The organism is Streptomyces mexicanus (assembly GCF_902506575.1).
GTDB classification, from domain to species: Bacteria; Actinomycetota; Actinomycetes; order Streptomycetales; family Streptomycetaceae; genus Streptomyces; species Streptomyces mexicanus.
Genome location: NZ_LR732544.1, coordinates 3753664 through 3761727, shown reverse-complemented (window position 1 = coordinate 3761727; position 8064 = coordinate 3753664). Strand labels below are relative to the sequence as shown.

Genomic DNA, 8064 nt, shown 5'->3' with positions numbered 1-8064 from the left:
GGAGTGGTGGGGCCGCGCGGGGTCGGCGGCGTGCGTGGGGACGCAGGCGGACATGGCTCGGGCCTCCTTCGGATCAGCTGAACCAATGCCAGGTAAAGCAAAGGTAATGCAACGTAAAGTTCGTGCTGGGATTTTCTGTGCAAATGGGGCATCAGTTCACCTTGTTGGGTGAAGTGAGAGTTTTATCGGCTTGTCGTATTAATTCCTTCTCGGCTCCGTGCGACCTTGGCGGCGCGCTGTCGGCACGACCGGCACAGGACCAGCACACGCCGTCTCGGCGTTGGACGAGAGAAGGAAGAAGGTGGGCGGAACATGGCCGCCACCCAGAGGATCGCCGCGAGCGTCGTCGCCGCCGCGGCGTGCGCCTCGTCGCTCGCCGGTTGCGCGAGCGGCACCGACACTCCCAGACCCGGCGCGCACGGTGCCCAGAGGCCCGAACACCGGCCCGCGCAGCCTCCCCGGAACGTCGTGCGCCTGATCGGCGACGGGTCGACCGCCTACACCGGAGCCCAGCCGCACATGCCCAGGCCGGAGCGGCTCAAGCCCGGTGAGAAGCCCCCGCAGTTCGTCGTCTTCTCCTGGGACGGGGCGGGCGAGGACAGCCAGAAGCTGTTTTCGCACTTCCGCAAGGTGGCCAAGGAGAACAACGCCAAGATGACGTTCTTCCTCAGCGGTGTGTACATGCTGCCCAAGGACAAGCGCGACCTGTACCGGCCGCCGCAGCACACGCCGGGCAGTTCGGACATCGGCTTCAACGACGAGCAGGGCATCGCCGACACCGCTCGGCAGGTGCGCCTGGCGTGGCTGGAGGGCCACGAGATCGGCACCCACTTCAACGGCCACTTCTGCGGCCCCGACGGCGGGGTGGGCCAGTGGTCCGTGGACGAGTGGAAGAGCGAGATCGACCAGGCCAAGCAGTTCGTGAAGACCTGGAAGACCACCAGCGGGCTGACGGATCTCCCTCCGCTGCCCTTCGACTACGACAAGGAACTCATCGGCGCCCGTACCCCCTGCCTGGAGGGCCAGCAGAACTTCATGAAGGCGGCGAGCGAGTTGGGCTTCCGATACGACAGCAGCGGTGTGAACAACCAGGTGTGGCCCAAGAAGCGCCACGGCCTGTGGGACCTGTCCATGCAACTGGTGCCGTTCCCCGGGCACACCTTCGAGCAGTTGACCATGGACTACAACTTCATGGTCAACCAGTCCGGCACGCAGACCCAGGGCGACCCCGCCCAGTACGACCACTGGGGGAACCAGATGCGCGACGGCCTGCTCAAGGGCTTCTACCGCGCCTACGACGGCAACCGCGCCCCCCTGGTCATCGGCAACCACTTCGAGTCCTGGAACGGCGGCACCTACATGCGCGCCGTCGAGGACGTCGTGAAGGAGGTGTGCACCAAGCCCGAGGTGCGCTGCGTCTCCTTCCACCAACTGGTCGACTGGCTGGACGCCCAGGATCCGCAGGTCCTCGCCAGGCTCCGGACCCTGGAGGTCGGCGAGGCGCCCCAGCGGGGCTGGGCGTCCTTCCTGTCGGCCCGCCCGGCTCCGGCGCCCAGGGGCGTACCCGGGGCGCCCAGGCCGTAGGTGGTGTCCGCAAAGTCCCGCCTGGCCTGCGGGCAGACGGCGCTACTTCGCGGACACGACCCAGGCGGGCTCCTGTGCGGCCGGTGCCCTGCTCAGGCTGGGGTGGCGACTCAGGCGGGGGTGGCGACGCCCTCGCCCAGGACGAAGCCGGGGTCGACCTGCGCGGCCAGGTCGGCTCCGGTGCGCTCGTTGCCCCAGGAGGCGGCGTTCTTCAGGTGGAAGTGCACCATCTGCTGGGTGTAGCGCTCCCAGTCGCGCAGCTCGTACGTGGCGTCGGCGGCGGCCTGCAACGTGTGCAGGGCCCGGCGGTTGGCGTCCTCCAGGAGCGCGAACCGGGGCGGCCGTCCCTTCTCCATGGCACGCACCCAGTCCGAGTGCCCGACCGTCACGAGCAGGTCCTCCCCGACCTCGGCGCGGAGGAAGTCCAGGTCGTCCTGCCCCTGCACCTTGTTGCCGACGACCCGGAGGACGACGCCGAAGTCGCGGGCGTACTCCTTGTACTGGCGGTAGACGGAGACCCCCTTCCGGGTCGGCTCGGCGACGAGGAACGTGATGTCGAAGCGGGTGAACATCCCGGAGGCGAAGGAGTCCGAACCGGCCGTCATGTCCACCACGACGTACTCGTCGCGGCCGTCCACCAGGTGGTTCAGATACAGCTCCACCGCTCCCGTCTTGGAGTGGTAGCAGGCGACCCCCAGATCGGCGTCCGTGAAGGGGCCGGTGACCATCAAACGGACGGTGCCGCCGTCGAGTTCCACCTCGCGTGCGCAGGCGTCGTACAGCGGGTTGTTCTCGCTCACGCGCAGCAGCCGGGAGCCCTCACCGGGAGGGGTCGTCTTGATCATCGTCTCGGCGGAGGCGATGCGCGGGTTGCTGCCGCGCAGGTAGTCCTTGATCAGCGGGAGGCGGTCGCCCATCGCGGGCAGCGCGGCCGCCTCCGCCTCCTCCAGGCCCAGTGCGGCCCCCAGGTGCTGGTTGATGTCGGCGTCGACCGCGACGACGGGCGCTCCGGCCGCCGCGAGATGGCGGATGAACAGGGAGGACAGCGTGGTCTTGCCGCTGCCGCCCTTCCCGACGAAAGCAATTTTCATGTTCACGAAGGGTAGTGAGATGATGGCTGTGCGTGGTGGGCGAAGTGAAGAAGACCACTCCTTCGTGGGGTCGGCCGGTCGGATGCGTAGGGTCGTACGCATGAGTACGACAGGCGCGACCGCCGAGCCTCCTCCGAGTTCTCGTACGAGTGCGGGCAAGGGGGATCCCCTTGCCGTCCTGGGCTCCCTGCCCGGTGTGGCCGAGTCCGTGGAGTCCGTGCGCAAGGCCGTGGACCGGGTCTACGGCCACCGGATCATGCGGCGCAGGAGCAACGCGATCACCTCGGAGGCGGCGCTGCGCGGTGCGCGCGGCTCCGCGGCGCTGTCCGGTGCGGACTGGGCGCTGGAGGAGGTGCGCCGGCGCACCGACTTCAGCGGGGACGACGAGGCGCGCGTGGTCGGCGCGGCCCTGCGGCTGACGGCCGAGGCCGGTCAACTGCTGTCCATCTGGCGGCAGTCACCTCTGAGGGTCCTGGCCCGGCTGCACCTGGTGGCCGCCGCCGGAGCGGAGGACGCCGTCGGCCGGCCCCGGCAGGAGGGCGAGGGCGTCGACGAGTCGCTGGTCGAACTGCCGCTGCCCGGTGCCGCCGAGGTCTCCGGTCGGCTGGAGGGTCTGGCCGAGCTGATCCTCGCCGGCACCTCCGCGCCCGCTCTGGTCGTGGCGGCCGTCGTGCACGGCGAACTGCTGGCGCTGCGCCCGTTCGTCTCCCACAACGGCCTGGTCGCCCGGGCGGCGGAGCGCATCGTCCTGGTCGGCAGCGGTCTGGATCCGAAGGCGGTCTGCCCGGCCGAGGTGGGGCATGCCGAACTGGGCCGCGCGGCCTATCTGGCGGCTCTGGACGGGTATGTGTCGGGGACTCCGGAGGGCATGGCCGCCTGGATCGGGCACTGCGCCAAGGCGGTGGAACTGGGCGCGCGTGAATCGACGGCGGTGTGCGAGGCGCTGCAGCGCGGAGCCGCGTGACACGGGCCCCCGTCGGGGGCGCTCGCCCGTACGGACACAGGGTTGCGGCGGTACGAGGTCTCGTACCGCCGCTGGCATGAACACCGAGTTACCAGGCGTCCTCGAATGTCGCCCATCAGGTCGGGATCTTTGCCCGTGACCTGGTGCGGCTGGCCCGTAATCGACGGGTCGACGTCGCGTGGGTGCCCGGTGTTCATGCTCGGTCCGTGGGGCCGGATGCGTCTAAAGGCAATCCTTTCGGATGTCCTTCGGTCTCGCGGGCCTTGAGTCCTTTGTACTGCACGCGGGGGACAAGCGGAACCCCTGGCTGCACTTCTTTACTTTTAGGTCAAAACGGTCATAAGCGGTCGCGTTTCCTGGTCGCCTACCGGTGTGCCGCCGGCCGTTCAGGCGACCGTGCCCCGGCGCCGGCTCGCGTACCACACGAGGCCCGCGGTCGCGGCGGCCGCTCCCACGGCCGCCGCCGCGACGAGCGCCGGACGGGGCGGCACGGACAGGCCGGGCAGCCGTTGCTTGAGCCGCACCGGACGGTGGAAGTCGAGAATCGGCCAGCCGCGGGCGACTGCCTCCCGGCGCAGCGCGCGGTCCGGGTTCACCGCGTGCGGGTTGCCCACCGACTCCAGCATCGGCAGGTCGGTGACCGAGTCGCTGTAGGCGTAGCACCGCCGCAGGTCGTACCCCTCGGACGCGGCCAGTTCCCGGATCGCCTCCGCCTTCGTCGGGCCGTAGGCGTAGTACTCCACCTCGCCGGTGAAGCAGCCGTCCTCGCCGACCACCATCCGGGTGGCCACCACCCGGTCCGCGCCCAGCAGTTCACCGATCGGCTCGACCACCTCCGCGCCCGAGGTGGACACGATGACGACGTCCCGCCCGGCCGCGTGGTGCTCCTCGATGAGGGAGGCGGCCTCGTCGTAGATGATCGGGTCGATCAGGTCGTGCAGCGTTTCGGCGACGATCTCCTTGACCTGCTGCACGTTCCAGCCGCGGCACAGCGCCGACAGGTAGGCGCGCATCCGCTCCATCTGGTCGTGGTCCGCGCCGCCGGCGAGGAAGACGAACTGGGCATATGCGGTACGCAAGACGGCCCTGCGGTTGATCAGCCCGCCTTGGTAGAAGGACTTGCTGAAGGTGAGCGTGCTCGACTTCGCAATGACCGTCTTGTCCAGATCAAAGAAGGCCGCTGTCCGCGGCAAGGAGTGGTTTTCCACACCCCTGAGCATAGGGGCAGCCCATTCGGCGTAAGGTGGGCGCGTGGGTTTGCCTGAGAGGCCTCTCGGGTACACCATGGAAGTCACGGATCGTTCGCGACCGTGCTAACCCGGCCCGACTCCTCCCCCCCCGAGTCGGCCGTGGAGACGACCCCCGCTCTCCCCCCCGGCGGGGGTCGTCGCATGTCCGGGTGGGTTTTCCCGTCATCGCCGACCGCCATCGGGCGGTCGGCTTCGCGCTGCCCGGGTGCTGTGCGCAGGCCCTTGATCCGTGACTGTCCGTAGCGGTGATGCTGCGCTGCGGAAGTCCTGGCGGAACGGGCCCGGCGGTCACCGGTTTGGGTGATGGCCATATTCACAGGCGCCGAGTTGTCCACAGATTTCGATCAAGATCCACAACATTTTCCGGATCGCTGCACCGTGATTCCTGCGCGCACCGCTCGCGGCCGGTTGATGGCCGGTTCTGTTTGCCGGGCGCGTATGGCCGGTTCGTATCGGCCGCCCATATGGAGGCCGGTTGCCGGTTCTTCACATGGTCGGGATTCGCGGGGCCCGAAGGGCCGCGCGAGACACAGCGAAGGGGGAGCGACCCGTGACCGGAACCGTCACACACGATCCGCCGCCCGGCACCGCAGGGCAGCAGGGCAGGCCGCTGATCGTCACCGAGGACGCCCAGCTCCTGGACGACCTGCTGCGCCTGTGCGCGGCCGCGGGCGCCACACCGGAGGTCCATCACGGGCTGCCGGAGCGCAGGGGCAGCTGGGAGGCCGCGCCGCTGGTGCTGGTCGGCGACGACGCCGCACGGCGCGTGCGCGGGGCCGCGCGCCGGCGTGGTGTGGTGCTGGTCGGCCGTGACCAGGACGATCCAGGGATCTGGCGGCGTGCCGTGGAGATCGGCGCCGACCACGTGCTGGTGCTGCCGGACGGTGAGCAGTGGCTGGTCGACCGCATCGCCGACGTCGCCGAGGGCGTCGGCCGGCCCGCCGTCACGGTGGGCGTCATCGGCGGCCGGGGCGGAGCAGGCGCGTCCACGCTGGCGTGCGCGCTCGCCGTCACCTCCGCGCGGGAGGGCCTGCGCACCCTGCTCGTGGACGCCGATCCGCCGGGCGGCGGGCTGGACGTCCTGCTCGGCGGGGAGACGGCCGAGGGGCTGCGCTGGCCAGCGTTCGCCGCCTCGCGCGGCCGGGTCGGCGGCGGCGCCCTGGAGGAGTCGCTGCCCGAGCTGCACTCCTTGCGGGTGCTCAGCTGGGCCCGCGGCGACTGCGCCGCCATCCCGCCGCCGGCCGTGCGGGCGGTGCTGGCCGCGGCCCGGCGACGCGGCGGGGCCGTGGTGGTCGATCTGCCCCGCCGTGTCGACGAGGGGGTCGCCGAGGCCCTGGCCCAGCTCGACGTCGGGCTGCTCGTGGTGCCCGCCGAGCTGCGCGCCGTGGCGGCCGCCGCACGGGTGGCCTCCGCCGTCGGCATGGTCCTGCGCGATCTGCGCGTGGTGGTCCGCGGGCCGTTCGCGCCCGGCCTGGACGAGCGGGAGGTGGCGCGGCTGCTCGGCCTGCCGCTGGTCGGCGAGGTGCCGCTGGAGTCGGGGCTGCGGCGGCCCGGCGAGGGCAGGACACCGCCCGGCGCGGCCGCGCGCGGACCACTGGCCCGGTTCTGCACGGCGTTCTGGGAGCGGACCCTGATCGAGGCGGGTGCCGCGTGGGGGCGGCGCGTGGGCAACGGCGCACGCCGGTCGCCGGCACGGCCGGCCCCGCAGACGGCGGGTATGCGGCCCGCCCCGGCCCGTCCGCGGAGTTGCTGGACGGCGTACGGCAGTGGCTCGCCGAGAGCGGCGCCGAGCCCACACCCGCGCGGGTGGCGCAGGCGCTGCGGGAGCAGGGCCGGGTGCTCGGGGACGCGGAGGTGCTCGGGGCGGCCGAGCGGTTGCGCTCCGAGCTGATCGGCAGCGGCCCGCTGGAGCCGCTGCTGGCCGATCCCGGCGTCACGGACGTCCTCGTCTCGGCCCCGGACCAGGTCTGGGTGGACCGTGGCGGCGGGCTGGAACGCACCGCCGTCGTCTTCCCCGACGCGGCGGCCGTACGACGCCTCGCCCAGCGGCTGGCCGCCGTGGCCGGACGCCGGTTGGACGACGCCCGCCCGTGGGTGGACGCCCGGCTGCCGGACGGCACCCGGCTGCACGCGGTGCTGCCCCCGGTCGCCGTGGGCTGCACCTGTCTGTCGCTGCGGGTCGTACGGCCACGGGCGTTCACACTCGGCGAACTGGTGGCGGCGGGCACGGTCCCGCCGGGCGGCGACCGGGTGCTGCGGGCACTGATCGGGGCGCGGCTGTCCTTCCTCGTCAGCGGAGGCACCGGCAGCGGCAAGACCACTCTGCTCAGCGCGTTGCTCGGCCTGGTCGGACCGGGCGAGCGGATCGTGCTCGCCGAGGACTCCGCGGAACTGCGGCCCGACCATCCGCACGTCGTCCGCCTGGAGACCAGACCCGCCAACCAGGAGGGCGCGGGCCTGGTGACCCTCCAGGACCTGGTGCGTCAGGCACTGCGGATGCGGCCGGACCGGCTCGTCGTGGGCGAGGTGCGCGGCGCCGAGGTGGTCCATCTCCTGGCCGCCCTCAACACGGGCCACGAGGGCGGGTGCGGCACGGTCCACGCCAACGCGGCGGCGGACGTGCCCGCCCGGCTGGAGGCACTGGGCACGGCCGCCGGGCTGGACCGGGCGGCGCTGCACAGCCAGCTCGCGGCCGCCCTGTCGGTGGTGCTGCACCTGGCCCGGGACCGCTCCGGGCGGCGGCGGATCGCCGAGGTCCGGGTGCTGGAGCGGGAGGCGTCCGGCCTGGTCCGGACGGTGCCGGCGCTGCGCTGGGGACCGCAGGCGTTCGTGGCGCAACGGGGGTGGCCGCGACTGCGGGAACTGCTCCGCGCGGACGGCGAGGAGCTTGCGGACGCCGAGAACCCTGCGGGCGGGACGGAGCTCACGGGCGGCGTGGCGGCTGCGGGCGGGACGGAGCTGACGGGCGGCGCGGCGGCTGCGGGCGTAGCGGAGCTGACGGGTGGCGTGGCGCCTCGGGGCGGCCTGGAGCTTGTGGGTGGTGGCGGGCGCGCCGACGGCGTGGTGGGCGCGGTGAGCAGGGAGGGGACGTGGTGAGCGGATGAACACGATGGGCGAGGTGCCCGCGGGGGCGGGAGCCCTGGGAGCGGTCATGGTGTGCGCGGGGGCGGCTGTC

The 8064-nt window shown here is 72.1% G+C and carries 5 protein-coding genes and 1 pseudogene; 4 read left to right on the top strand and 2 right to left on the bottom strand.

The annotated features are described in order from the left end of the window. The first annotated feature begins 312 nt into the window (after positions 1-312). Entirely contained in the window at positions 313-1584 is a 1272-nt protein-coding gene (locus GV126_RS16745) for a polysaccharide deacetylase family protein (protein WP_159667370.1), read from the top strand. 110 nt (positions 1585-1694) lie between these two features. Here GV126_RS16745 and GV126_RS16740 read toward each other — a convergent pair whose 3' ends face one another. Further along, positions 1695-2675 carry an ATP-binding protein gene (locus GV126_RS16740; protein ID WP_159667367.1) on the bottom strand — a complete coding sequence of 327 codons (981 nt, stop codon included), beginning with the start codon at positions 2673-2675 and terminating at the stop codon, positions 1695-1697. A 100-nt stretch (positions 2676-2775) separates the two neighbouring features. On the opposite strand from GV126_RS16740, the gene GV126_RS16735 reads away from it, so the two are divergent. After that, positions 2776-3639: a Fic family protein gene (locus GV126_RS16735; RefSeq protein ID WP_236570022.1), complete on the top strand. Its 864-nt coding sequence runs from the start codon at positions 2776-2778 to the stop codon at positions 3637-3639. 386 nt (positions 3640-4025) lie between these two features. On the opposite strand, the gene GV126_RS16730 is transcribed toward GV126_RS16735, so the two are convergent. Beyond that, entirely contained in the window at positions 4026-4859 is an 834-nt protein-coding gene (locus tag GV126_RS16730; RefSeq protein WP_159667364.1) for an HAD family hydrolase, read from the bottom strand. A 580-nt stretch (positions 4860-5439) separates the two neighbouring features. Here GV126_RS16730 and ssd point away from each other — a divergent pair. Together ssd and GV126_RS16720 are read left to right on the top strand one after the other, a co-directional pair. Next, a pseudogene (gene ssd, locus GV126_RS16725) lies at positions 5440-6540 on the top strand (septum site-determining protein Ssd); the annotation flags it as partial. Positions 6541-6635: 95 nt separating this feature from the next. Continuing rightward, complete coding sequence (locus tag GV126_RS16720) at positions 6636-7985, top strand: TadA family conjugal transfer-associated ATPase (protein ID WP_236570265.1); 1350 nt, start codon at positions 6636-6638, stop codon at positions 7983-7985. Positions 7986-8064: the final 79 nt, after the last annotated feature.

Excerpts from the sequence above, each read along its gene's own strand:
- GV126_RS16745 (WP_159667370.1), top strand. The coding sequence starts at position 313 with ATGGCCGCCACCCAGAGGATCGCCGCGAGCGTCGTCGCCGCCGCGGCG.
- GV126_RS16740 (WP_159667367.1), bottom strand. The coding sequence starts at position 2,675 with ATGAAAATTGCTTTCGTCGGGAAGGGCGGCAGCGGCAAGACCACGCTG.
- GV126_RS16735 (WP_236570022.1), top strand. The coding sequence starts at position 2,776 with ATGAGTACGACAGGCGCGACCGCCGAGCCTCCTCCGAGTTCTCGTACG.
- GV126_RS16730 (WP_159667364.1), bottom strand. The coding sequence starts at position 4,859 with ATGCTCAGGGGTGTGGAAAACCACTCCTTGCCGCGGACAGCGGCCTTC.